Source organism: Psychrobacter sp. JB193 (genome assembly GCF_002285555.1).
Classification (GTDB): Bacteria; Pseudomonadota; Gammaproteobacteria; order Pseudomonadales; family Moraxellaceae; genus Psychrobacter; species Psychrobacter alimentarius.
This window is the reverse complement of sequence record NZ_NRGY01000001.1, coordinates 256,732-281,156: the sequence shown is the minus strand read 5'-3', so window position 1 is coordinate 281,156 and position 24,425 is coordinate 256,732. Positions and strand designations below refer to the sequence as shown.

21 protein-coding genes are annotated in these 24,425 nt (G+C 41.6%); 9 read left to right on the top strand and 12 right to left on the bottom strand.

Features of this window, described 5'->3' with window-relative positions; all coding sequences use genetic code 11:
• Nucleotides 1–3 precede the first annotated feature (3 nt).
• Nucleotides 4–1,095 carry a glycosyltransferase gene (locus CIK80_RS01130; protein WP_095568537.1) on the top strand — a complete coding sequence of 364 codons (1,092 nt, stop codon included), beginning with the start codon at nucleotides 4–6 and terminating at the stop codon, nucleotides 1,093–1,095.
• Nucleotides 1,096–1,152: 57 nt separating this feature from the next.
• A complete protein-coding gene (locus CIK80_RS01125) occupies nucleotides 1,153–2,298 on the top strand; it encodes a glycosyltransferase (protein ID WP_095568536.1) in 1,146 nt (381 codons plus the stop codon).
• Here CIK80_RS01125 and CIK80_RS01120 read toward each other — a convergent pair.
• The 4 genes from CIK80_RS01120 to CIK80_RS01105 all read right to left on the bottom strand — a co-directional run bounded on the left by CIK80_RS01120 (nucleotide 2,279) and on the right by CIK80_RS01105 (nucleotide 6,407).
• Complete coding sequence (locus CIK80_RS01120) at nucleotides 2,279–3,040, bottom strand: hypothetical protein (protein ID WP_095568535.1); 762 nt, start codon at nucleotides 3,038–3,040, stop codon at nucleotides 2,279–2,281. The genes CIK80_RS01125 and CIK80_RS01120 overlap by 20 nt on opposite strands.
• A gap of 81 nt (nucleotides 3,041–3,121) precedes the next feature.
• On the bottom strand, nucleotides 3,122–4,147 hold the full coding sequence (locus tag CIK80_RS01115) for an NAD-dependent epimerase (protein ID WP_095568534.1): 1,026 nt from the start codon (nucleotides 4,145–4,147) through the stop codon (nucleotides 3,122–3,124).
• Nucleotides 4,147–5,313, bottom strand: a complete 1,167-nt coding sequence (locus CIK80_RS01110) for a nucleotide sugar dehydrogenase (RefSeq protein WP_062844407.1) — start codon at nucleotides 5,311–5,313, stop codon at nucleotides 4,147–4,149. The genes CIK80_RS01115 and CIK80_RS01110 overlap by 1 nt, the downstream gene beginning before the upstream one ends.
• Before the next feature lie 86 nt (nucleotides 5,314–5,399).
• Nucleotides 5,400–6,407: a Stealth CR1 domain-containing protein gene (locus CIK80_RS01105; RefSeq protein WP_095568533.1), complete on the bottom strand. Its 1,008-nt coding sequence runs from the start codon at nucleotides 6,405–6,407 to the stop codon at nucleotides 5,400–5,402.
• Between the two features lie 300 nt (nucleotides 6,408–6,707).
• On the opposite strand from CIK80_RS01105, the gene CIK80_RS01100 reads away from it, so the two are divergent.
• A complete protein-coding gene (locus tag CIK80_RS01100) occupies nucleotides 6,708–7,820 on the top strand; it encodes a glycosyltransferase (protein ID WP_095568532.1) in 1,113 nt (370 codons plus the stop codon).
• Nucleotides 7,821–7,826: 6 nt separating this feature from the next.
• On the opposite strand, the gene CIK80_RS01095 is transcribed toward CIK80_RS01100, so the two are convergent.
• The 4 genes from CIK80_RS01095 to aspS all read right to left on the bottom strand — a co-directional run bounded on the left by CIK80_RS01095 (nucleotide 7,827) and on the right by aspS (nucleotide 12,568).
• Nucleotides 7,827–8,684, bottom strand: coding sequence for a hypothetical protein (locus CIK80_RS01095; protein ID WP_095568531.1), 858 nt, complete (start codon nucleotides 8,682–8,684; stop codon nucleotides 7,827–7,829).
• Between the two features lie 93 nt (nucleotides 8,685–8,777).
• Nucleotides 8,778–9,578 carry a glycosyltransferase gene (locus tag CIK80_RS01090; protein ID WP_095568530.1) on the bottom strand — a complete coding sequence of 267 codons (801 nt, stop codon included), beginning with the start codon at nucleotides 9,576–9,578 and terminating at the stop codon, nucleotides 8,778–8,780.
• 133 nt (nucleotides 9,579–9,711) lie between these two features.
• The gene (locus CIK80_RS01085; protein ID WP_343286951.1) at nucleotides 9,712–10,695 is read right to left on the bottom strand and encodes a lysophospholipid acyltransferase family protein; all 984 of its coding nucleotides are present in this window, start codon (nucleotides 10,693–10,695) and stop codon (nucleotides 9,712–9,714) included.
• A gap of 58 nt (nucleotides 10,696–10,753) precedes the next feature.
• Entirely contained in the window at nucleotides 10,754–12,568 is a 1,815-nt protein-coding gene (gene aspS / locus CIK80_RS01080) for an aspartate--tRNA ligase (protein ID WP_095568528.1), read from the bottom strand.
• Between the two features lie 357 nt (nucleotides 12,569–12,925).
• Here aspS and sohB point away from each other — a divergent pair, with 357 nt between their 5' ends.
• From sohB to CIK80_RS01055, 5 genes are all read left to right on the top strand, one after another.
• On the top strand, nucleotides 12,926–13,912 hold the full coding sequence (gene sohB, locus CIK80_RS01075) for a protease SohB (RefSeq protein WP_095568527.1): 987 nt from the start codon (nucleotides 12,926–12,928) through the stop codon (nucleotides 13,910–13,912).
• 257 nt (nucleotides 13,913–14,169) lie between these two features.
• On the top strand, nucleotides 14,170–15,423 hold the full coding sequence (locus CIK80_RS01070) for an acyl-CoA dehydrogenase family protein (protein WP_179288338.1): 1,254 nt from the start codon (nucleotides 14,170–14,172) through the stop codon (nucleotides 15,421–15,423).
• Nucleotides 15,424–15,651: 228 nt separating this feature from the next.
• Complete coding sequence (locus tag CIK80_RS01065; protein WP_095569490.1) at nucleotides 15,652–16,902, top strand: phosphotransferase family protein; 1,251 nt, start codon at nucleotides 15,652–15,654, stop codon at nucleotides 16,900–16,902.
• A 36-nt stretch (nucleotides 16,903–16,938) separates the two neighbouring features.
• The gene (locus CIK80_RS01060) at nucleotides 16,939–17,703 is read left to right on the top strand and encodes a histidine phosphatase family protein (RefSeq protein WP_095568525.1); all 765 of its coding nucleotides are present in this window, start codon (nucleotides 16,939–16,941) and stop codon (nucleotides 17,701–17,703) included.
• 200 nt (nucleotides 17,704–17,903) lie between these two features.
• Complete coding sequence (locus tag CIK80_RS01055; RefSeq protein ID WP_095568524.1) at nucleotides 17,904–18,773, top strand: SDR family oxidoreductase; 870 nt, start codon at nucleotides 17,904–17,906, stop codon at nucleotides 18,771–18,773.
• A gap of 87 nt (nucleotides 18,774–18,860) precedes the next feature.
• Here the strand turns inward: CIK80_RS01055 and CIK80_RS01050 are convergent, their stop codons facing one another.
• From CIK80_RS01050 to CIK80_RS01035, 4 genes are all read right to left on the bottom strand, one after another.
• Nucleotides 18,861–20,552, bottom strand: coding sequence for an AMP-binding protein (locus CIK80_RS01050; RefSeq protein ID WP_095568523.1), 1,692 nt, complete (start codon nucleotides 20,550–20,552; stop codon nucleotides 18,861–18,863).
• Nucleotides 20,553–21,036: 484 nt separating this feature from the next.
• Entirely contained in the window at nucleotides 21,037–21,828 is a 792-nt protein-coding gene (gene fetB, locus CIK80_RS01045) for an iron export ABC transporter permease subunit FetB (RefSeq protein WP_095568522.1), read from the bottom strand.
• 112 nt (nucleotides 21,829–21,940) lie between these two features.
• Complete coding sequence (locus CIK80_RS01040; protein ID WP_095568521.1) at nucleotides 21,941–22,759, bottom strand: ATP-binding cassette domain-containing protein; 819 nt, start codon at nucleotides 22,757–22,759, stop codon at nucleotides 21,941–21,943.
• 36 nt (nucleotides 22,760–22,795) lie between these two features.
• On the bottom strand, nucleotides 22,796–23,362 hold the full coding sequence (locus CIK80_RS01035) for a thioesterase family protein (protein WP_095568520.1): 567 nt from the start codon (nucleotides 23,360–23,362) through the stop codon (nucleotides 22,796–22,798).
• A 197-nt stretch (nucleotides 23,363–23,559) separates the two neighbouring features.
• Here CIK80_RS01035 and xthA point away from each other — a divergent pair, with 197 nt between their 5' ends.
• Nucleotides 23,560–24,384, top strand: a complete 825-nt coding sequence (gene xthA / locus CIK80_RS01030) for an exodeoxyribonuclease III (RefSeq protein ID WP_095568519.1) — start codon at nucleotides 23,560–23,562, stop codon at nucleotides 24,382–24,384.
• Nucleotides 24,385–24,425: the final 41 nt, after the last annotated feature.

The following is a 24,425-nucleotide window of genomic DNA, read 5'->3' as shown; positions in this document are numbered from 1 at the left end:
TTTATGAAGCAGCACAAAAAAATTGTAGTACTCGTTATTAACTGTCTACAAGGTGGCGGTGCGGAACGTGTAGTATTAACGTTAGGTCAAGGATTCTATGAGCTGGGCTACGAGGTACATATACTAAGATTCAAGCCGCTAGTTGAGTACGACTTGGGTCCAAATCTTAATTATCATGTACTTAGATTTAAACCTTATAAGCTCATACCAGGATCAGAGCGGCGTGACAGAATTTTTGCGCGTGCGGTTGATAAATATGTTTCACAAAATATTGGTCAACCTGACATTGTATTGTCTAACCTTGATCGTGCAGACAGTATCCTGAGCAATAGTAAGCTGCCCAATATCTTTTATGTGATCCATAATACGGTGTCTTTATTATATAAGTTCAATAAGACCAGTGCGGCTGACGACCGAAAATCTAAGATGATCAACATATACTCTAAGCATCCTTGTATATGCGTCAGCAAGGGCGCTGAAAAAGATTTTATAAAAAGCTTTGGTGATATCACACCAACGATTGCCATTCATAATCCAATTGATCGAGATGGAATCAAAAAACAGGCTGATGCTTTTGTTCCAGATTATCAAAACTACATCATCCATGTGGGTAGCTTTAAAGATGCAAAGCGTCATGATTTATTGGTAAAAGCATACGCTCAAACAGACCAGTCTATGCCGCTATTGTTGCTCGGCCAAGGTAAGCATAAAAGTGAGACGGAGCAATTAGTTAAAGAGTTAAACCTAGAGGAAAAAGTGGTGTTTTTAGGTTTTTGTGAAAATCCTTTCCCTTATATAAAAAACGCCCAATTTAAAATACTGACCTCTGATTGGGAAGGCTTTGCCCTGGTGATCGCTGAGGCTTTAGTGCTAGGTACGCCTGTCATAAGTACTAACTGTCCTTCAGGTCCAAGTGAGTTATTACCCGAAAACAACTTAATGCCAATGGGTGATATTGATGCAATTGCCGAAAAAATGCGTCAAGCCATGAATAACCCACAGAAATTTCATGCACCATTTGATGAAAAACTTCTCCCAGCTCAGATTGCGGCAGAATATGTAGGCTTTGCCCACAGCGTGAATACTAAAAGTTGATAAAACTGCCTATTCTTTATGTTAAAAATTACCTGTAGTGATGAGAAAGACTAGAAAATGATTAATAAATTAATAAAAATAACAGAAAATGCCCACAAGAAAAATAAGAAAAAAGTGCTCTTAGTGATAAATTGCCTGCAAGGTGGTGGTGCTGAGCGCGTCGTCCTTACTTTAGGACAGGGGTTTTATGACTTAGGGTATGAAGTTCATGTCTTGAGGTTTAAATCTCGAATCGACTACGATCTCAATCCAAATCTTAATTACCATTTACTCAATTTCAAGCGTTTTAAGCTCATACCAAAATTAGAGCGTCGTGACAAAGTTTTTGCGTTCGTAGTCGATCGTTATATTTCAAAAAACATTGGCAGAACTGATCTGATCTTGTCAAACCTTGATCGCGCACATAGTGTTTTTAGCTATAGCCGTCTACCCAATATTTTTTATGTCATACATACTACGATATCATTATCATATAAGTTCAGACTCTTAGATAATCACCAAAGAGAGTTGGCTTTTACTAATATTTATTCAAAACATCCTTGCGTGTGTGTTAGCCATGGTGTCCAAAAAGATTTTGTTGAAAGCTTTGGAAATATTACACCAACGATTGGTATTCATAATCCAATTGATAGAGATGGAATTAAAAAGCTGGCTGATGCTTTTGTTCCAGATTATCAGAACTACATCATTCATGTGGGCAGTTTTAAAGAAGCGAAACGTCATGACATATTGTTAAGAGCTTATGCTCGAACAGATCAATCTATGCCACTATTACTGCTAGGTAAAGGCAAGCTGAAAGACGAGATAGAGCAATTGGTCGTAGAGCTCAACTTAGAAGAAAAAGTGGTATTTTTGGGTTTTCAGGAGAATCCTTTTCCTTATATAAAACATGCTAAGTTTAAAGTGCTGACCTCTGATTGGGAAGGGTTTGCCTTGGTAATCGCAGAATCTTTAGTGTTGGGTACTCCTGTCATTAGTACCAGTTGCCAGTCAGGTCCAAGTGAGCTATTGCCAGAAAATAATTTAATGCCAGTGGGAGATATAGATGCTATCGCTGCAAAATTGAGCTTAGCAATGAAAAACCCTCAACAGTTTCACGCTGAATTTAACGAGGCACTTCTTCCGGTTACTATTGCCCAAAAATATCTGACCTTTGCAACTGATCTTGAAGTCAAAAGCGTTCTTAATCCAGCCACCATTTAGACCAATCGTCTTTGTGTAATGCGCGTAATGTGGCAAAAGCGCTATCAGTATGCTGTAGCTTTTCAAAAACAGCCAACAGCATATTTGTGGCCAACTTATCTGCTTTATAGAATTTATGATAGCGTTTGCGCATGTTTCTCAAACTGTCATCAGTCCCTATGCGAAAATAAGTAAGACCGTTATAAAGAGGTAAGTCACCAGCATAAAGCATGGCGGTTTTTTCAGGTATCAATGGCATAGAGTCAGCGGGTCGCTGCAAAAAATTCTTGGTCTCGTAGGCTCTCAAAGTGTTCATTAAAGTCACGACATTCATCAATATAGCTGCTCTGTGAGTATTTTCTGAATGATCAATAAACGTATCACAGGAAGAGACAATCCAGCGTAAAGATAAGTTTTCCAATAGATAATCGCTTTCAGCCAGCCATAGCCTTTCAAATTCAGCAAATATGTAATCTATCTTGTATTTACGGCGCATCAATATAATAAGCGTATTGTGATAAAAACAGAGCTCAGACTCTCCTAATGATTGGTATTTTAAGTTATTCAAATGGTTTTCTAGATCTGTGCTCTTGCGCTCATCGGTTAGTGCTTCAATGTCACACATTGATTCAGTAAGCGTTGTTGCTTTCATTGCATCAAAGCTTTTACCTTCATAATTCTTAATAATCTTACCTGCATTCAATCTTTTTTCGCTTCGGAATACCAATAGCAATTTTCTTTGCCAATTTGGAGATGTGGTCATGTGTGTAGAATCCTTTGAGCAAATATAATGATATTAAAGATCAAACGGTTGAATTATGAGGGGTTGGAGATGTTTTTTTATCTAGACTGAATAATATTGTTTGTACCAATCCACAAACTTTCCAATACCTTCCTCGATACTGGTTTCAGGCTTAAAGCCGATATCATCTACCAATTCATCTATGTCGGCGTAAGTAATCGGCACGTCGCCTGCTTGCATCGGTAGTAGGTTTTCCTGAGCTTTTCTACCACAAGCGTCTTCGATAGCAGTGATAAAGCGTCGTAACGTCACGGGCTGATTATTGCCGATATTGTAAATTTTGTAGGGAGCAGTTGCTGTTGTAATAGTAGAATACTGAGGAGCGGGAGGCTTGTCGACTATTCTGATAATACCTTTTATGATATCGTCAATATAGGTAAAGTCACGCTGCATATCGCCATTATTGAAAACATTGATTGGTTGGCCAGCTAAGATCTTTTTGGTAAAAGAAAAGTATGCCATGTCAGGGCGTCCGTAAGGACCATAAACCGTAAAAAAGCGCAATCCTGTCGTAGGGACATTGTATAGATGACTGTAACTATGTGCCATCAGCTCGTTGGATTTTTTGGTAGCAGCGTATAAACTGATGGGGAAGTCAACACAATCAGCAGTGGTAAACGGCTGTTTGATATTCATGCCATAGACAGAGCTAGAGCTGGCATAAATTAGGTGTTTGATCTTGTGGTGACGACAGCCCTCTAATATATTCACAAAACCAACCACGTTTGAATCAATGTAAGCATTTGGGTTATCAATGGAGTAGCGCACCCCAGCTTGAGCACCCAAATTAATGACGGTATCAAATTGATAAGTGGAAAAAATATCAGACATGCCTTTGCGATCAGCAAGATCTAGCTTGATGAATACAAATTTTTCTGGCGTTGATATCTCACTGAGTATCTTCAAACGCTCTTGTTTCAGACCGACGTCATAATAGTCGTTGATATTATCAATACCAACAATCAAATCCTCATTGTCAGCTACGTCTATTTTTGGGTTTGCTTCTAACAACGCTTTGATTAAATGAAAACCAATAAAGCCTGCCGCACCAGTTACTAGTATTTTCATCAGTCGCTCCCAAATAAGTCACGTGTGAACACTTTGTCCGCGACATCTTCTATATCATCAGATAAGCGGTTTGCGACGATGACATCACTCATTGATTTAAAAGCTTCTAGGTCACGAATCACTCGTGAGTTAAAAAAGTCCTCTTCTTTCAATACAGGTTCATAAACCACAACTTCAATACCCTTTGCCTTAATACGTTTCATAATTCCCTGTATGGCAGAAGCTCTAAAGTTGTCTGAACCGCTTTTCATGACCAGTCGGTGTATACCTACAATTTTTGGCTTTCTCTCAATAATTTTATCAGCGATAAAGTCTTTACGGGTTCTATTAGAGTCAACGATAGCCTTTATAAGGTTACTGGGTACTTCGTCATAATTTGCCAATAATTGCTTAGTGTCTTTAGGGAGACAATAGCCGCCGTAGCCAAATGAGGGATTATTATAATGATTGCCAATGCGTGGATCTAAGCCAATACCTTCTATGATTTGCTTGGTCTCAAGTCCAAAAGTTTGTGCATAAGTATCAAGCTCGTTAAAATATGCCACACGCATCGCTAGATAAGTATTAGAAAATAACTTAATCGCCTCAGCTTCAGTGGACTCTACAAACAATATAGGTGCATCTTTTTTGATGGCACCTTCAAGTAGCAAGTTAGCAAAAATCTGAGCTTGCTCAGACTGTGCGCCTACAATGATTCGAGAAGGGTATAAATTGTCATGCAGTGCTTTACCTTCTCGCAAAAATTCAGGCGAAAAAATAATACGGTCAGTCGCATAACGTTCTCTGATATTCGCTGTATATCCAACTGGCACCGTAGATTTTATGATAATGGTGGCTTGTTGGTTGACCAAAAGCACTTGCTCAATCACTGTCTCTACGGTTGAGGTATTAAAATAATTGGTCTTGGTATCGTAATCAGTTGGCGTTGCTATGATGATAAAATCAGCATTCTGATAAGCGTCTTTGGCATCAAGTGTCGCAGAAAAATTGAGATTTTTGTGTGATAAAAAATCTTCAATATCTTCATCTTCGATAGGAGATTGCTTTGCATTTAATGATTTGATTTTTTCAGGGACGACATCGACAGCCACAACTTCATTGTGCTGGGCCAATAGCATTGCGTTTGATAAGCCTACGTAGCCTGTACCTACTACTGCTATTTTCATATTATATCCAAATAATTTTTAACTTTTCTTGGTTTGAACCAAGAGTAGGTGATGCTAATGATAGTTCAAGCGTGGGTCAAATACATTCAGGTCTGCTTACTGTCATTTTTTATTACAGCATCGGGAAGATAATCCGAAAATTTCTGTCTCATGGCTTTGCTAATTTTTTCATATAGATCTGGCTGAAGAAGGTCTAAGCTTTGAATACAACCATATTTGATGCTTTTGTCTTCCAAGTCATTGATAAAACTCTCTACGCTATGCTCATTTTTTAGATAATTGATAGACGTATCAGGTTTTAAAATTGCTTCACTCTTTTGAATTTTTAGGTGGTTCATTAGAGTGATGGGATTCATTTGCTCGACGTCTCTAAACTTATATTTTATCTGCTCATTCAATAATTGTGGATGATGTAACCAATATGTTTGTAAAATATTTTTATCGACAATATGAGGATAATGATGAATCTCAAAAAATTTATCCATCCCAAGTATTTTAGCACTTAACATTTGCGCTATCGTATGCCTTGGCTGAATAGGCGTGCCAAATAACTTAAAGCGAGATTTTCGAAAGTTAAGTTTGGCGTTCAAAGCGGTACTTTTACGCCACTTACCATGAATAATGAGTTTTTCCTCATCCAAAAAGTCAGTGATCGTCACTGGCTGATTAAAAAAGAAATCGTCATTCATATAAATAAAATAATCAGACAGTCCTTTGATATTCCATATCATTGTTTCAATGGATCGGGTATTAAAGGTCGGTAAAAATGCTTCATAGCCTGTAAATATTTCTTTGTGATCGATAATACGTATTTTATCTGCTGAACAGATTTTTTGCTTGGCGAACTCATCAATGAGCGCTGGTTGCTGCTGGTCGGTGACAATATAAATGTGACGACAAAAAGGCACATATTTGATGATAGAGGCCACATTATAATATATTTCATCGTCACTCGCGAAACGTGTCGCTGTTATCGCATCTGACGCGACTGTTTTTCCTGACTTATAAAGCTCTCTTTTTTGTTTGAGTGTGGGGTCTGCGCCGTCCACCCAAGCAATGACCACGTCTACTGTTTTTTCGCCAGACTGTTTCATGACTGATCCTGTTTTTATGACCGTATTATAGTGATATGCTGGTTTTTTGGTCGTTATATTGGCTCAGCTATGATATTTACTCGTATTGAGATTGGCAAGATCTAACTGATTTATATAGCAAAGACTGGACATTACTTTATGCGAAAGAGCATAACCAGACTTCAATCAGTATAAGCTTAGGGCCAAAGGTAGCTGAGACTAGCATACAAAGTCAAAAGTTGGCAATAATCGTAACCGTCGATATTCTTATTTGACCAGTCTGCCATACTTATATTTCTACAACCTTAAGCTGGAATAACAATGCCTGCAACTATTCTATTTATTTTGAAAGCGCTTGAAGGTCGCGGTGCTGAGCGTATGGTAACAACGTTAGCAAGTGCTTATGTAAAAATGGGCCATAGCGTTCATATTTTATGTTTGGAAAACACGCAAGACATGTCCTTGGGTGCTGGAATTCACTATCATGTCGTGCCATACGATAAGGTGTTTTTTCCTCAAGATCTGGCACCATCTTCTACCCAATCAGCCGACTATAGAGCTGTTGCTCAGCGGATTGATAATTATGTGCTAAGTCAAATAGGGACGCCTGATCTGATATTGGCTAACATATATAAAATAAATTGGATAATGGCATATAGCCAATTACCCAACATCGTTAATATATTGCACACAGCGTTGTCCAAGCAGTTTCAGGATCAATTATCAGATGCGCCCATACAAAGCCTCAAGCATCTGCAAATGGTCTATGGTGCGCATCCTTGTAGCTGTGTGAGCGAGGGTGCGCGTAAGGATTTACTGTCGCTTTTGGGAGCAGTGACCCAAACTACGACAATTTATAACCCTTGCGACATGATCAATATTAAGGCTAAAGCAGAGCAAACACGAGATATCGAACAACTTGGCCTCATAAAAAATAACTATATTATTCATGTTGCCTCGTTTGATACGATGAAAGGTCATCTAGACTTGCTACAAGCTTATGCAAAAACGGAGCGCAAAATGCCTTTAGTATTAGTTGGTAAAGGCAAGCTTGAAGCGGATAGTAAGCAGTTAGCCCGTGAACTTGGTATCAGTGACTGTGTCAGATTTTTAGGCTTTCAAAGCAATCCATATCCGTTGATTGCTTCAGCAGCATTGATGGTGCTGACCTCTAAGTTTGAAGGTTTTGGCTACGTTATTGTAGAGGCACAAGCACTGAGCGTACCAGTAATTAGTACCGATTGTCCGTTTGGTCCAAGGGAGCTCTTACCAGCCAAAAACTTGATACCTGTAGACGATATTGACGGATTAGCGATGCTCATCGATCAAGTAATAAATGATCGAGCACAGTACGTCGTACCCTTAAATCAGCAACTATTACCACATCATATCGCCAAGCAATATTTGGAATTTGGTACAAAACTTGTCAGATAAGTAGGATTATAGGTAGTCGAATAATGCTTGAGAGACAGGGGAGTGATTGATGACAGACACGCCGCGCGCTTTGTACACTTTACCCAATAAGTTAAATGCAGGGACAATGCGCTCACTTGTTACTTTGTTGAGTGTACTTGGAGCACTGTCACTGTCATTTTCATAAAATCGGGGTTGATCGCTATTGAGTAAGTCAACACCATACAGATGAATAGCAGCAACTTGACGTGAAAAGGCCAGTTGCGTGGCTACATAAGCCACAGTACCTGCCTCAACAAATCCATTAGTAACATTAAGAGAGACACCAATCTCAGCAGATTTATGGCAGCCATCAATAATAAAGTCTGGATGGTTTATAAAGTAAGACAGGGGCATCTTTTTATTCAGTCGTTTTTTCTTAAAGATGAGTTTACTGAAGGAGAGTTTGTTTGATTTTACTCCCCATGGCCTATCTACTGGATATAGTACACGCATGGAATGATGATGCGTAAGCATAATCTCAGGATGAGTGGTCGCCATTGCTTCAAAGACAGCTAAGGTTGCGTATAAAGGTTGACCAGTATAGTACTGCCTTAAAATTTCAGGTCGATGGCAGATAAAGCGCGCATCGCTAATGACATAGCCTACAATATTGGTGAAGTGATAATTACCACTCAGGCTAAGGCTACCATTAACGAAAATAGTGGATGTGGCCAATAGTTCAGGCAACGGCAATTGCTGTATGGATGGGCCTGAAGCGATAATGTTGACGTCTTGTCCAAGTAAGCTTTGCTCGGGCTCATTGGCATTAAAAGCCTTGATAACGACAATCTCGTTATCAATATTAAACCTAGCGGTAGTAGGTAACCTCAAATAGAGCGCCATACTATTTTCCAGTATTTGCCTTCGACTATAGATATTTTATACCGTAATGCACTGTCTTTAAATCACACGAATATCGCTACTATCAAATGCTGATTACTGCCAGTATTCTTTTAACCAAGGACTGGGCTTTGCGTAGCGATACCATTTACCACCGCCGCCATCAATCGCATCGGGCGGATTAATCTCTCCATGGAATACCACAATTTTTGCGCCATCGGGCAACGTCGGTGCACGTACTAAATTAAAAGGAATAGGTGCCATACATTGATATTTAAAACTCACGCACCATGTCTTATCCCAGTATTCTAGATGATGATGCTCACGTAAATAGTTAGACAAATACGCTTGTTCATGACGTACTTGGGTGCGGATGGTTTCAAAGTTGCGCTCAAAGTTTGCGAGCAAATCAGGATAAGTGTTCATACCAATATTAAAGCGATACACCGAACTGTTACCAATCATACGCCACGGCTTTTTCCAGTCGCGGATAATGACCACGCTGTCTTCATGCTTCGCTTGGTAAGTGAAAAACGCATCGATATTATCGACAATCACAATATCAATATCTAAAAACAACGCCACACCTTCAAGATCATACAGCTCAGGCTTAAAGGTGGTGAGCTTCTTCCAACCACGTTCAGGACCTGCCGGCAAGTCCATTTCGGGGATAGGATAACAAATAATGGCAGGATCAATACCGGTGCTGTCATCAGTCAAACAAACCATCTGGAAATCTAATGTCAGATGACGACTGACCATATTGTAAAGACGATTGACGTATTCAGGACCGTATTTATCTCCCCATTTCATACAAATAATATAGCGTTGGTCAGCAGTATCATCGCGGGTGTGAGTTGAATCTATGGAAGTGGTCTTAGTTACGTCAGATGTCATAATGCACTCGTAGTGAGATAATAGTGAGGTAAATGAAGGACGAACAATAAAAAAATAAAGATGCAAGATTTGGCCAATATTAGCATAACTGCCACTGATGATATTTCTATATAGTTAAACCATATTATTGTTATTATTCGTGATTATCGAACTTAATATTATCACCTAAACCATTGTCAGAACGATTGGACGTGGTAGCATGATGCGCTTGAATAAAGGCTGCTAAAATTGCTTTGTCTTTTCTATAAGGGTTGCCCAATTTTGGTATGCGCTTAAAACGTCGATAGCCCCACATATAATGACTACAGTTGTCTTTAATCATATGCTCCATGGCTCGATTGAGAGCCTCTGTGGCTGTTTCAACATTGCGGTCGTGCAAGTCTGGATCATCAAGTTTGTAGCAATAAATATCAAACCCACGTCCATCGTTACGGCGAATACAAGATAAGCCAACCAATGCACATTTGGTTTTACTGGCAAGTTTGGAGGCGAGCGTACTGGTTAAGGTATTAATACCAAAAAAAGGTACGACCACCCCCCCTGAAGGGTCAGGTACGTGGTCTGGTAAAACAATACTAAAACCACCTTGTTTTAGCGTTTTAAATACAGCTTTAACGCCACTACCATCAGTAGGCACTAAAGTTGCATTAAGCCTTGCACGACCTTTTAGCACAAAATCATTGGTTATACGGCCTTTGACAGGCTTGTACATAATGGTTGGTGAGCCAAATTGATTGAGCCATGCGTTCATCATCTCCCATGTACCAAGGTGCGGGACGATAGCAAGCATGCCGTTGGGACTGGCCAGTCCTTCTAATAGAATATCTTTATTATGAACATCGCGGATCTGATCAATGCTCCATTCGGGTGGCATTGCCCAGCTTTTGATAGACTCAATACTGGTCAAACATTGATGATAAATAATGTCTTTAGTCAGGGCTTTTTTTTGTGAATTAGATAAGGTAGGAGCAATCAGCGCCATATTGATATGTATGGTACGCATGATGCTTAAACGAGGCATCTTAATAATTACCCAGGCAACAATACGTGCCATTGTCTGTAATATAGACAATGGCACGTATTTAAAAACATGATATGGATTCATGAATATCCATATGGTGATAAATCACCTAACATGTGGCGTAAAAAATAACCAAACATCATCACATCGTTTATTATTTGGTATCAGCTTGTGCTTTCTCGCGCACACGGATACCAAGATCACGTAACTGCTTGCTATCGACTTCAGCAGGCGCTTGAGTTAGTGGACACTCAGCCGTCTTGGTTTTTGGGAAAGCGATGACATCACGAATAGAGTCTGCGCCTACCATGAGCATGATCAGACGATCCAAACCAAACGCCAAACCACCATGCGGTGGTGCACCAAATTTTAGCGCGTCAAGTAAGAAACCAAATTTGTCTTCAGCTTCCTGCTCACCGATACCTAGTGCATCAAGTACGGCCTGTTGCATATCGTAGGTATTGATACGTAAGCTACCACCGCCAACCTCAGTACCATTTAGTACCATATCATAAGCGATAGAAAGGGCAGATTCTGGGTTGTTTTTCAACTCTTCAACAGAGCCTTTAGGCTTGGTAAATGGATGATGCATAGACGTCCAACGACCATCGTCTGTCTCTTCAAACATTGGGAAGTCAGTCACCCAAAGTGGTGCCCACTGACAAGTCGTCATCTCAAGATCTAGACCAATCTTTTGACGAAGTGCACCAATAGCATCATTCACCACACTCGCTTTATCTGCACCGAAGAAAATAATATCGCCATCTTCTGCAGCAGTACGCTCGATTAGGCTAACCAGAACATCATCAGTCATGTTTTTGATGATGGGTGACTGTAGACCCGATTCTTGATCCACACCATTGTTAATGCTGCTTGCATCATTGACTTTAATATAAGCCAAGCCGCGCGCCCCATAGATACCAACAAATTTGGTATAAGCATCGATTTGCTTACGGCTTAATGATGCGCCACCAGGAATGCGTAGGGCAGCCACACGACCTTTAGGATCGTTAGCAGGGCCAGCAAACACTTTGAAATCAACGTCTTTCATCAAATCTGCAACGTCAACCAATTTCAATGGAATACGCAAGTCAGGCTTGTCTGAGGCGTAGTCACGCATTGCCTCGAAGTAAGTCATACGTGGGAATTTATCGAACTCAACGTCCATCATCGTTTTAAATAAATGCTTGATGAGGCCTTCATTGATGTTCATGATTTCTTCTTCATTTAAGAAAGAAGTCTCAATATCGACTTGAGTGAATTCAGGCTGACGATCAGCGCGTAAGTCTTCATCGCGGAAACATTTAGCGATTTGATAATAACGATCAAAACCTGACACCATTAATAATTGCTTAAACAGCTGTGGTGATTGTGGTAATGCAAAGAAATTACCTGGGCGTGTGCGTGAAGGTACAAGATAATCACGCGCGCCTTCTGGTGTGGCACGGGTCAAGATAGGCGTTTCAACGTCTAAGAAGCCATTATCATCTAAGTAACGACGAATCGCTGATGTGGCTTTAGCACGGAACACCATACGCTCTTGCATCTGCGGACGGCGCATATCAAGATAGCGATATTTCAGACGCAAGTCTTCTGATACAGTGGTTTTTTCGTCATTCAATGGGAACGGCGGTGTTTCAGACTTAGCCAGTATCTCAATCTCTTTACCCAATAGCTCGATTTGGCCACTGGTCATCGTATTGTTTTCAGTACCTTCATAACGGCGACGTACGCGACCAGTTATTTTTAGTACGTATTCAGGACGTACCGCATCAGCAGTAGCAAAGGCTTCTGGGGTATCAGGATCGACAACTACCTGCAAGATACCAGCGCGGTCACGCATGTCCAAGAAAATCACGCCGCCATGATCGCGACGACGATGTACCCAGCCTACGACACTAATGGTTTGCTCAAGTAAGCTTTCGGTTACGGCTCCGCAATATTCGTCTCGGTATTCGCTATGCGTCATAATATAGTTATCCAGTTATCAGCCCAATTCAAAGTACAATAATGCAGCCATTGCCGTGCGATTCAAGCCATTTGCAATAAAAAGCACAAACAACGCGATTTAGACAAAGGTCATCACGTTGGCTACAGAAGATTTGATACAAACGCATATTATGCCTAATCTGCCATTGTTATACAACCAGATGCGTTTAATCAGAATAGAGTAATACGTCGGTATCAGACTTATTTATTCAGTAACATTTGGATTGGGTTAAATATTGTCAGTTTGCTTGAAAACTTAGCCAAGTGTGCGCATATCAACCGCACGCTAATAAAAACAGCCATATCGATATATCTACTGAATTGAGGAATTACTATTATGTTGTTTCATTCACCTAAGAATCCTATTGAACTAAAGATACTTCATCTTAATGAAGCGCAAAAACAGCGCCGTGAAGACTTGATGGAAGCCACACAAGGTAAAGATGCGCTTAAGCAATTTAAAAAAACAATGGCTAAAAAAGCCAAACAGGCATTAAAAGCCAAATCTAAAAACAAGAAAAAAGGCTCTAGTACCAATACCAAGTCACAAGTGTTCGTTTTGGATTTCGATGGTGATATTAAAGCTACAGCGGTTAAGCATTTGCGGGAAGAAATCAGTACCCTGATTAGTGCTGCAAACAAAGGTGATGAAGTGGTCGTCCGTCTCGAATCAGGCGGCGGTCTCGTACACGGTTACGGACTGGCAGCCGCGCAATTGGTACGCTTAAAAGAAGCTGGTCTAAAGCTGACTGTATGTGTGGATAAGGTTGCTGCAAGCGGCGGCTACATGATGGCTTGTGTTGCAGACAACGTTGTGGCTGCACCATTTGCTATTATTGGGTCAATCGGTGTGGTTTCACAATTGCCAAACTTCCATAAATGGCTAAAAAACCATGACGTCGATTATGAGATGTTCACCGCTGGTGACTATAAACGTACAGTGACTGTATTTGGCGAAAATGACGAAGAAGATCGCGCTAAGTACCAAGAAGAGCTGGAACAGACGCATGAGTTATTCAAACATTTTGTTAATACTTACCGTCCAACGTTGGATGTAGCCAAAGTCGCAACTGGTGAGCATTGGTACGGCGAAGATGCGCTAAAATTGAACTTGATTGATAGTCTACAAACGTCAGATAGTTATATCTTAGCTCGTATGGAAGATAGTGAGGTGTATGCGCTGCATTCTCGTCAAAAGCCAACATTGGCAGAAAAGCTTGGACTTGCACAGGCGGCAGAGGCGACGCTAACTATAGCAGTCGATAAATTGCCAGATGCATTGGCTCGTTTTGATTTAAATAGCCGTCTGAACATTTTAAAGTAGATCTATTATTAGTATGATTATTTTTAGATAGTACTTGGAATTACCGATAATCATCTGAGCACTGTTTGTATTTTGTAAAAGGCGTGTCCTAATGGGTCGCGCCTTTTTGCTGTTTATTCAAAACTGCTGTGTTATAAATACAGGAGACAAAAAACAGTATACGTACGTGCACTATAACATGTGCACTATAAGAAGTTTTTTATGAGAACCTGATGAAAATAAGGAAAAGGATGTCACCTATGTCTAACAATACATTGATGTTTACGGCAACAGAACATGGTCAAGCCATGTACAAGAAAGTCAAAGCGTTTATCGAGACGCAGATTGAACCCATTGAAGCGCAGTTCTGGCATGAGTGTCACGAGCAAAACCCTGATGGTAATTGGCGCAATTGGCAGTGGCCAGAACAATACGAGAGCTTACGCAAACAAGCACGGGAAGCTGGACTGTGGAATTTATTCTTGCCAGACGATACCTTAGGTGCTGGTCTTTCGGTCACTGATTATGCACCGATTGCAGAATTAACCGGTCGCAGTTTGCTGGCGCCCTATGTATTCAACTGTAATGCGCCTGACAGCGGCAACATGGAGCTACTGTGGCGCTACGGTTCTGAGGAGCAGCAGGAAAAATGGCTGACCCCAATTTTGGAAGGTAAAACACGCTCTGTATTCTGTATGACGGAGCCTGATGTGGCCTCGAGCGATGCGACCAATATGCAAGCGACCGCTGTGGTAGAGGGCGATGAGATCGTCATCAATGGTAGTAAATGGTGGTCATCTGGTCTTGGTGATCCTGCCGTTGATATCTTGATTGTCATGGCATACACGCCTGACGATAACAAAGACCGTCATCATCAGCATTCTATGGTGCTTGTGCCAGTCAAAACAGCAGGCGTCAATATCGAGCGCATGTTAAAAGTATTTGGTGATTACGATGCACCGCATGGACATGGCGAGGTCAGCTTCAATAATGTACGAGTGCCTGTCAGTCACTTTATTGGTGGCGCAGGCATGGGCTTTGAGATTGCTCAAGGGCGTCTAGGGCCAGGTCGTATCCATCATTGTATGCGTTGTATTGGTGCTGCCGAAAAGTCGCTTGAGCTGGCAGTGAAGCGCGGTATGGCACGCACAGCATTTGGTAAACCTTTAATACAGTTGGGTGGCAATTTTGAGCGTATCAGCGATGCCCGTATCAAAATCGATCAAGCCCGCCTGCTAACCTTGTATGCGGCACAAAAAATGGATGCGCAAGGTACAAAAGCCGCACTCACTGAAATATCAGCCATCAAAGTTGTCGCTCCTACGGTATTGCAAGAAGTGGTGGATATGGCAATCCAGATTCATGGCGGGATGGGCATGTGCCAAGATACACTGCTACCCAACTTCTTTGCGCAAGCACGGGCACTACGACTGGCTGATGGGCCTGATGAGGTACATAAGACCATGATTGCCAAACTAGAACTAAAGCGTCAAGGTTTTGGTCGCTCGTCTAAATCTGAAAAATCTTCATAGGCATGCCCAAAGTATGGTTTACTGGTCAGCTCGTGGCTTTAAAATAAGCAAAGCTATCAAACCATAATCAGGCATTTAAAGATTCACTATGAATGATTGAATAGTGAATTTTTCATTACTTGATAGTTTGATAGTTTTTAACACTAAATTTTTAACAATAAATGACCACAGGATAAGGAACATCTTATGGCAACGGATTATTCTAAAAGCCAAACCGATGACAAAAATATGTCCACTGAGATCAACAGTCAGATACTGGATAAAGGCGGCGAGGTTCGTGATGGCGAAGCGCTTGATAGTAAAGCTGTCAGTACATGGCTACGCGATCAAGGAGTTGATATACAAGGTGAACCTACCGTTACTCAATTTTCAGGTGGTGCATCAAACTGGACGTACCGTTTGCAATATGACAATCAGGATTTGATCTTGCGTCGTCCGCCAAAAGGCACCAAAGCCAAATCAGCACATGACATGGTGCGCGAATATACAGTACAAAAAGCGCTAAAAGATGCTTATCCCTATGTGCCAAAAATGGTGGCGCTCTGTACAGATGAAGGCGTGATTGGCGCTGATTTTTATGTCATGGAGCGTATGGAAGGCATTATTCCTCGTGCTAATTTACCAAAGGGTGTCGATTTAGACACCGCACAAACGCGAGCTTTATGTACCAATGTCATCGACGCATTGGTTGAGTTGCATCAAGTGGATTATAAACAGCATCCTGATCTAATAAGCTTAGGTCGCGGCGAGGGTTATTGCGAACGTCAGGTCAGCGGTTGGGATAAGCGCTATGTTAAAGCAAAAACGCCTAATGTCCCAAGTTTTTCGTTAGTGAGGCAGTGGTTAGGTAAGCACACACCTGCGGACAGTAAAACCTGTGTCATTCATAATGATTGGCGCTTTGACAATGTAATTTTAGATGCCAATAATCCGACGGAAGTTATCGGTGTGCTCGATTGGGAAATGGCGACATTGGGTGACCCTCTGATGGATTTGGGTAGTGCTTTGGCGTACTGGATTGAAGAAGATGATAACATCATTATGCAGCAATCTCGTCGTCAGCCAACCCATTTGAAAGGCATGATGACCCGTCAGGAAGTGGTTGATTATTACCTTGAGCAGACAGGGCTTAAGATAGACAACTGGACTTTTTATGAAGTGTTTGGGCTATTCCGTCTGGCAGGGATTGTCCAGCAAATTTACTATCGTTACTACAACAAACAAACGACCAATCCCGCGTTTAAGAATTTTTGGATCATTGTGCATGTATTGCATGCCAAATGTCTTAAATTGATTGCTCAATATGAGGGCGAGGCATTGTTTGTCAGCCATGTACAGCCTCATTTGCAAGACAGAGGTATTGATGCTGCCACCATTGAGCAGCTACCAGGTCCTGTACAGTCTGTTATTAAAGGCATTTTACCCAAAAGTTATTTTGTACCAGCGCCTCATAAGTCTGCTGAGCAAACAATCAAATAACAATTTATGAAAGATATGATAAGAAGGGATTCATTTATGACAACCATACTTCTGGTGCGTCACGGTCAGGCGTCTTTTGGACAAGAAAATTACGATCAGCTTTCAGAGTTGGGTAGTACTCAGGCGCAAATGCTGGGTAAACATTATGCAACCACGCAGCGCCGTATCGATGCCATCTTTACAGGCAGCTTGGTAAGACAACAGGACTCTGCCCGAAATTTTTTGGCGCGTTACCAATCATCGATCAATACCGACTGTAGTAAAGCCCTGCCTTTGTCGTCCGCAATCAATATCGATGAGCCTGAGAGTTACATTCTGCCACAGTTTGACGAATTTAATCATCAAGATGTATTTAGAAAATCGGATCCTGCTTTTAGTAGTCGTGCTGCGATCGCTGCTGAAATTGCTAAATCAGAAGTACCAAACACAAGGCTTGCTGAGTTATTCGATCAAGCGATGCAGCGTTGGCATGGCGGTGACAATGATCAAGATTATATTGAGAGCTGGCCCCAATTTAATCAGCGTGCGCAGCAAGCACTTGAGCAAGTTCGTACAAAAGTGGCAGATTTGAATTTAGGTTGTGATAGTACAGTATTGGTGTTTACCTCAGGTGGTGTGATTGCCGCAATCACTGCGCAACTATTAAAACAAGGCAGTCAAATCGCATATCAGTTAAACAAAAGCTTAGTAAACACAGGTGTCACATCCATTACGCTAAAAGAACAAAGCACTCGTTTGATGTCTTTAAATGAGTACAGCCATCTGTTTTGTGAAGGCAAGCGCTTTGTTACTTGGCGCTAAGCTGATTGAATGTAGCATAGATGCGTTGAATGACTGATATAGTGATCACTATTTGGTGATGACGGTTGATTATATATCGAAAGTCAGCAGTCTCATTTTGCCTGCTTATTGTTTATTTTTATAACTGACAGACCCAATCTGTAGATTTGCGGTATTATAGACTATCAACTTTACCCAACATCTATAAAAAAGGATTGTCCATGCAAAATAAGTTGATCAATTTAGTCGTTAAAAGCGCCAACCAAAGTAAAAAACAGATATTGAGCGCGGTTCAGCCGTCTCGTTACTTGCAAGAACTAAATAAAAAGCAGGCTGGACAAAACAAAACAGTACTTATTACAGGTGCCAGTTCTGGGTTAGGTGAAGGGATGGCGAGGCTTTTTGCCAAGCTTGGTTACAACCTTGCTATTTGCGCTCGCCGCGTCGATCGTTTGGAGTGTTTGCAGTCAGAATTGACAGCAGCGTATCCTAATATACGTGTTGAATATCAGACGCTTGATGTTAGCGATTATGATGCCATTTTTGATGTGTTTAATGCCTTTGCAGAAAAATTTGGTAGCATTGATCGAGTGGTGGTCAATGCCGGTATTGGTGATAGTCGCCGTATCGGTAAAGGGCGTTTTGACACCAATCGCCGTACCGTCGAAATCAATTTCATATCGGCATTGGCGCAATGTGAAGCTGCGATGAGTATTTTTAGAGCACAAAACAGCGGTCATTTGGTGGTCATATCAAGCATGTCGGCCATGCGCGGAATGCCTAAGCATTTGACCGCTTATGGGGCAAGTAAAGCAGGATTGGCACATCTGGCAGAAGGGATTCGCTCGGATATGCTCTTAACCAAGCTTCCTATCAAAGTCTCTACCATTTATCCTGGCTATATTCGTACTGAGATTAATGAAAATGCCAAGCCATTACCGTTTGAAGTCGATGCTGACACAGGCACGAAGGCCATTGTTGCCGCGATTGAAGCGGGCGTAGAAGAAGCTTGTGTACCAAGTTTACCATGGTCATTTGTCGGTCAGGCACTAAAACACTTGCCACTTAAAGTCGTCAGTACAGTCAGTTAACACGACTGGCGCTGATCGTAGTAAATAAGAAAGCCGCTTACAGCATGTTGTAAGCGGCTTTCTTATTTATTTATTTAAAGTAAGCACTTAAGCGTTGTCTAAAATATGTTTCTCGCGCAGCTTTTGACGCAGTACTTTACCGACGTTACTCTTTGGCAGCTCACTCACAAACTCGATGTGACGTGGGCATTTATAGCCCGTTAAGTTGTCTAAAGCAAACTCTGTGATCACTTCTTTGGTTACGTTGTTATCAGCAGGGACGATATAAATCTTCACCGCTTCACCTTGACGCTCATCAGGAATCCCAATGACTGCACAATCAATAATACCATCACAGTCCAGCATCACAGACTCAATCTCATTAGGGAAGACGTTAAAGCCTGAGACCAAAATCATGTCTTTTTTACGATCAAGTAAGGTGAAGTAGCCTTTTGAATCCATGCTGGCGATATCACCGGTTCTAAAATAACCATCACTGGTAAAGTCATCACTACTTTCTCTGTTGAGATAACCTGACGTCACGTTTGGTCCTTTGATACACATCTCACCTGCTTGGTCGATGCCCACACGATTGCCATCCTCATCGATAAGAATGATGTCGATACTAGGCACAGGTATACCAATAGTGCCATTAAACTTACGATCAGTAATAAGGTTGGCAGTACCGCCGGCAACCCCTTCAGTCATTCCCCAACCTTCAACCATAGGGCAACCTGTAACTTCTAACCAACGTGTTGCTGTTTGCTCGGTTGCTGCCATACCGCCTGCTTGTGAGATGCGAAGCGAGCTGAAGTCCAGCTCTTTGAAGCTTGGCTGCTCCAGTAGTGCTTTGAATAGAGTATTCACCGCTGGGAAAATATGGAATGGCTGCTTTGATAAAGTTTTGACAAAACCTGGCATATCACGTGGGTTTGGCACCAATATAAACGTGTAGCCTGAACGCATACCTAACAGGCTGAGTGAAAAGGCAAAGATGTGATAAAGCGGTAGCGCCATGACCATGTTGATATAGACCTCATTGATTTCTGAGGTAACAGGGCGATACCAAGCTTCTGCCATCAAGGCGGCAGATACAATATTGCGCTGGGTAAGTATCGTACCTTTAGACAGTCCTGTCGTACCGCCTGTGTATTGCAAAATAGCCAATTGATCTAAGCTCATCTTTGGCGCATGGAAAGGTAGATTTTTACCCCTCTTAAGTACATCAGGGAACTTGGTCACTTCGTGTTTTGGATCGTCAAGTTTGTATTTTGGGATCAAACGCTTGACTTGACGAACGATGGTATTGACCAACATGCCTTTGAGTCCCATCATATCGCCCAGTTTGGATAATACGATGCGCTTGATATTGGTCTCGTCAACGACTTGTTCGAGGGCTTGAGCGAAGTTATCGACCACAAAAATAACTTGAGCGCCAGAGTCATTTAATTGATGGCGTAGCTCACGGCCTGTATATAGAGGATTAACTGGCGTGCAAACATATCCTGCTCGTAAAATACCAATCATGATCGGTAAATACTGTGGAATGTTTGGCATCATTAAGGCCACAACGCTGCCTTTAGGAAGATTTTGCGATTGCAACCATGCTGCTACTGCAAGTGACGCTTTATCGACATCGCCATAAGTATGAGTGACGCCCATACAGATTGTCATAGGGTGCATACGAAAGCGCTCGAAACACTCTTCGTATAGCTCCATTATGCTGCTATATTTGTCTGGATTGACAGTTTTAGGTACACCATTCGGATAATGGGCAAGCCAAGGTTTATTTGGCGTCATGGTCAGCGTCCTTGAATTCAAAATAGATTAGAATTTGTGGTAAAGCAGTCATATCCGTGTCAATAAAACACATCAGCGCTGACGTAGCGTTTGTCGCTGATAGAAGTAGTATCCTTACTTATTGACTGGCTGCTATATTCTATTGCCGTATATAAGCTTTCTTAATCAAACTAAAAGAGTTCGCTGATTAGAAGGCATAAACGGTTAAGTTGGTGATAAAAAATACACCGCATCAAATACACATTATCTAATGTTTACCACTAAGGTATTAAAAAATAATACATTTAAGCAATACATTAGCATGAATAGATTTTAATGTAATACCAGTATGCAAGACTGTAGAGTGCACAAATAAAGCTGAAAAATTCAATTTCTTTTTTATCAGATTTGTAACGTTAAGGTTTAAAGAGTCGTTGTCAGTTAGGTAGAAATTCTAACCCGTCAAAACGATGGCTATTGAACATGAAAATTATCTTAATAGTGATTAAGGTAGAATTAACTGTTTATGTTTATTAAAGAATCGGCGATAAATGAGTAAAGCACTGATGGTACAGCCAAGCATACTGCTCACACATATCAAAAACATGGTGACGATTTGATAGCGAACCGCTTGAGTAGGATCGGCACCTGCCAATATTTGCCCTGTCATCATACCAGGTAAGCTGACAATACCGACAACTAGCATGGAGTTTAAAGTAGGGGTCATACCGTTGATGATTGCTGAGCGTATAGGATCATGTACGGCCTCGAACGGGCGAGCAGAAAGGCTTAACATCATCTCAATACGTCCTTGCTGCTCATGAAAGGCATTAATCAGCTGATTACTGGTTAGTGAAATGGCGGTCAGAGAGTTACCCAGTATCAAACCCAATATGGGAATGACAAACTGCGGAGTATACCAAGGCTGCACCTGTAAAATCATCACGATAGCGATGGCAGTAACCAATATTCCAGAGGCGCTAACGGCGAGCAAAGTGTCAGTAAATAAGCCCTTATAATGACGTTTGACACGGTTTTTAGCAGCGCTTCCTGCAATCAGTGTCATGATGGTTAAAATAACCAACACTTCATACCATTGTTCGCGAGCAAAAATCCATGCCAGTATCAGCCCGATAAAACTAAGCTGGACGACAGTACGAACAGCAGCCATCAATAAAGTTTTGGTGAGCTGTAAGCGCAGCCGCCACGATAAAAGAATGACGATAATAATAAGGCTGCTGGCAAGAGCGATGTCGCTATACGTTAGAAATATCTGCATGTCGTCCGTCGCGCTCATAAGTGCTCATCATAAAAGTAACTAAGGAAAAGTAGAAATGTAGAGCAGAAGACAACGCATTTGTATAAGTGATGGTTTGTATAAATAGGCAAAGGATACTTTGATTGCATCATTAAGATACGTTGCTCAATATACCTGCCTGCATATGCCAATGTCTATCGGCCAATGGCATAATAGCTTGGGTGTCATGAGTTACCCATAGCAAGGTGCGAAGCGGATCAGCTCGCAACCAACTAATGAGCAAACGTACCAGCTGAGCTGAAGTATCACTGTCTAAGGCGGCGGTCGGTTCATCTAATAGCAATACTTGTGGGTTTAGTTGCAATAGGCGTAACGTATTGACCAGTTGCCGCTCACCACCCGAAAGATGAGTGGCTTCTTGGTATAAAAAATCAGCGCTGCGCTCTAGATGGCCAAGCTGTTTGATGTGCCAATCAATATCAAACTTATGATGTTGGTGCGCTTGCAAGCGATAAGGCAGTTGTAAATTGTCAATGACACGGCCTTCTAGCAATTGAGGGTGTTGTGCAAGTAGCGAAACTCGCGAGCGCCACGCTGTAGGGGCGGTATCATGAATACGCTCATTAATGCTAGGATAAATAGCACTGTTTGATTCGCTTTGTAAGCTAATTTCACCACTGCTCATTGGTAACAGACCTGCTAACACACGCAACAATACAGATTTTCCGCTTCCAGAAGACCCTGTTAAGACTGTTATCTGTCCTGCTAGCAGTTTTCCGCTGATCCCATTTATTAAGGTGCGTTCATGAGTGAGCGTAGCGGAATCCAGCGCTGACGGCTTCCTTATTCTCTTGAGCCAATAGTGATAGTTTTCAGACAGTATTGAGCCTGTAGCAGAAGCGCTTTTTTGGCTCTGATCGGCTGTCGTAGCGCGCTTGCTATGTACCCAAAGGTTATCAAATGCTAGCATGAGGCGCTTCTGATGCGTGCCAACAGGTTAGCGTCATCATTTATGGGTCTGCTGAGTAATGGCATTTTGGATGGCATCATGTAATGCTCTTGGAACACGAATAGGGCGCATGGGGGCATTATAAGCAGCATTTTCATCTCTAGACACTGGGTCAGGCTTGACCTGATTTTGCACGCAAGCAATCACAATTTTAGCGCGACTTAACAGACTGTCATTGGCTTTGCTAGTAGCGTTATTATCAGGCAGATGGCGATGAATGCTTTGGTAAAAAATCATGCTAGCAGGTTTGAGCTCGACTTTATCGATACGCACATTGATGACTTCATCTAAAAGAATGGCTTTTTTGTAGTGTAAATCTGCTTGACTCACGACAAAATGCTGTATGTCACCATGGTCACTCTGTAAAAAATAACCATTTAGACCAAGGTGAGTAAACCAGTCACGGCGGCAATTTTCAAAGAACACCAAATGATTGGCGTGATAAACTATACCACCAGCGTCAGTATGGTTAATATAGACGTTATAATCAGTCGCAAATAGTGGCGTGGTAGAGTTGTCAGGTTTTGAGGATTCATCTGTATGGTTATTTATAGGGGTCTTCATAGTGGGACTCAGTAAAGTTATTTAATAAAAAGCGATGTATGTGATAATAAACGTTACTCTAACTTAAGATACAAAGGCACGCAACAGATAGGCTGTCTACGTCTGTTATCTTAGTCATTTGTTTGTCGTTACAAGTCATGTGTTCGTTCAGCACCTTCTCTAGTCAAATAGTCTAATCAATCAGTATAGGATGGTTTATGCCTCGTTTTGTCAGTTTTAATATCAATGGTATTCGCGCCCGCCAACATCAGCTTGAAGCTGTACGAGAGGTCATCGATCCTGATGTAATGGGTCTACAAGAAACGAAAGTGCATGACGAGCAGTTTCCACTAAAAAACATAGAAAGTCTTGGTTATCATATTGAGTACTTCGGTCAAAAAGCCCATTATGGCGTGGCATTATTGTCTAAGGTTGCGCCTATTTTTGTACAAAAAGGCTTTCCGGAAGAAGACGTAGAGGCACAAAAGCGCTTTATCCATGCACGCTACGTGATAGAAGGTCGCGAAATTGATGTGCTTAACGGCTACTTTCCACAAGGCGAGAGTCAGGATCATCCCACCAAATTCCCAATGAAGCGTGCTTATTACGCAGATTTGATGGCTTATATCGACACTTTAAAAGCAGAAGGGCGTTCACTCGTCATTATGGGTGACATGAATATTGCCCCAGAAGATATTGATATCGGTATTGGTGAGGTCAACGCAAAGCGCTGGCTAAAAAATAGAAAAACGTCGTTTTTGCCAGAAGAGCGTGCATGGTATAGCGACTTGATGTCACGCGAGCTGACCGATACGTATCGTTTGCATTATCCAGAGAGTACAGACTTGTATAGCTGGTTTGATTATCGCAGTGGAGGATTTAACGACGACCCTAAGCGCGGCTTACGTATCGACCATATTTTATGTACCGCTGACTTGGTAAAGGCGTGTGTCGATGCTGGTATCAGTTATGAGTTGCGAGGCATGGAAAAACCTTCTGACCATGCGCCCATTTGGTCAGCATTTGACTTAAGTAAACTTTGATATATGCAGGGCTTTTAATAGAGCAGGGTTCATATCGTATT